Annotated in this window: 1 pseudogene; it reads right to left on the reverse strand. The window is 73.0% G+C overall.

Annotated elements, in window-relative coordinates:
* Positions 1-1,166: pseudogene (locus G6018_RS13145) on the reverse strand (hypothetical protein); the annotation flags it as partial.
* Between the last annotated feature and the right edge of the window lie 167 nt (positions 1,167-1,333).

Raw genomic sequence — 1,333 nt, forward strand, 5'->3', positions numbered from 1 at the left:
GTGATCATCCACGACATGGTGCTGCCGCCGTGCCGGCGGATGAGCGCGCGGACGCGGTCGATCACCTCGTCCGAGTGGACCGAGGAGCCGGTGACCCGTCGCCGGATCCGGACCCCGAACGCGCCCCGGCCGGCGATGAGCAGGACGGCCTCGCCCGTCCACAGCAGGCCCGTACCCGCGGTGACGGCGCCGAGGCTCTCGAAATCCGCGGTCACGACCAGGACGGTGACGACGAGCGTCGCCACCGCCGTGAGGAGCGCGTACACGAGGGCGACGAGCCACGCCACCCGGTAGCCGCGGCGGAGCAGCTCGGCGGTCACCGCGGCGACCAGGACGGACAGGAGCATGCCGGCCAGGTTCACGTCGTCGGCCTCGGTCGGGCCGAGGGGGCCCTCCGCGGGGACGAAGTAGACCACCACGTGCACCGCGGCGAGGAACCACATCCCGGCCGAGACGACAAGCCTGGTCTCGCGCCGCGTGCGGGGCCGCAGTCCCCGCTCGGTGCGGGAGAAGAACCACTCGCCCACCAGCAGGAACACCGCGAAGGCGATGAGGTGCGTGAGGTCGGACAGGCGCCCGAGGAACAGGAACGACACGATCACATAGCCGTAGAGCAGGGCCCGTGCGCGCAGTCGCCACGGCGACACCAGCGTGGCCGTGGTGGCGGCCAGCACGGCGATCACCGCGGTCGAGCACCCCACGTCGAGCACCACGGACAACTCGGTGGCCCACTCCCAGCCCACCGCGTCACCGGGGACGAGGACGCCGAACGCCCCCAGCACGCCGATCAGCTGGCCACCGATCGCGACCAGGGCCGTCCGCGCCGACCCCAGTCGCCACTCGCCCACCCCGATCCCCACCGCCACCAGCACGAGGAGCGACACGTGCTGGAGAGGGGTCATCCCGAACCACGGGCCGGCGAACACGGTCCACCAGCGGCCGCCCTCGAGCGCGGGGACGCCGTAGGCCACGCCCTCGAACCACGGGGCGTCAGGGGCGGAACGCCACAGCGTCTCGAACACCACCCCGGTCACGAGCAGTGCCGCCAGCACGATCGCGGTGACCGGGAGTCGGCGGGCGGCGCGTGCGACCGCACCGGTCACGGTGGCGAGCGGGGACGGCTCGCCGGGGTCGTCGGTCTTCTCGGTGATCTGATCGGTGCTCATGGTGCTCCCGTGGGCGGCGCGCGTGCTGGAACCGCCGGGGTCGGAGAGGCGACGCCGGTGGTGGACGGGTCAAGTATGCGCTCGGCCGGGGGCGTAGGTAAGGGAATGCTCAGCTTCGTGACCGGCGCCTCGTCACGGTGTGCTCGGCGCGCGACGCCCGGGCGGTG

The organism is Dietzia sp. DQ11-44, assembly GCF_014145205.1.
GTDB classification, from domain to species: Bacteria; Actinomycetota; Actinomycetes; order Mycobacteriales; family Mycobacteriaceae; genus Dietzia; species Dietzia natronolimnaea.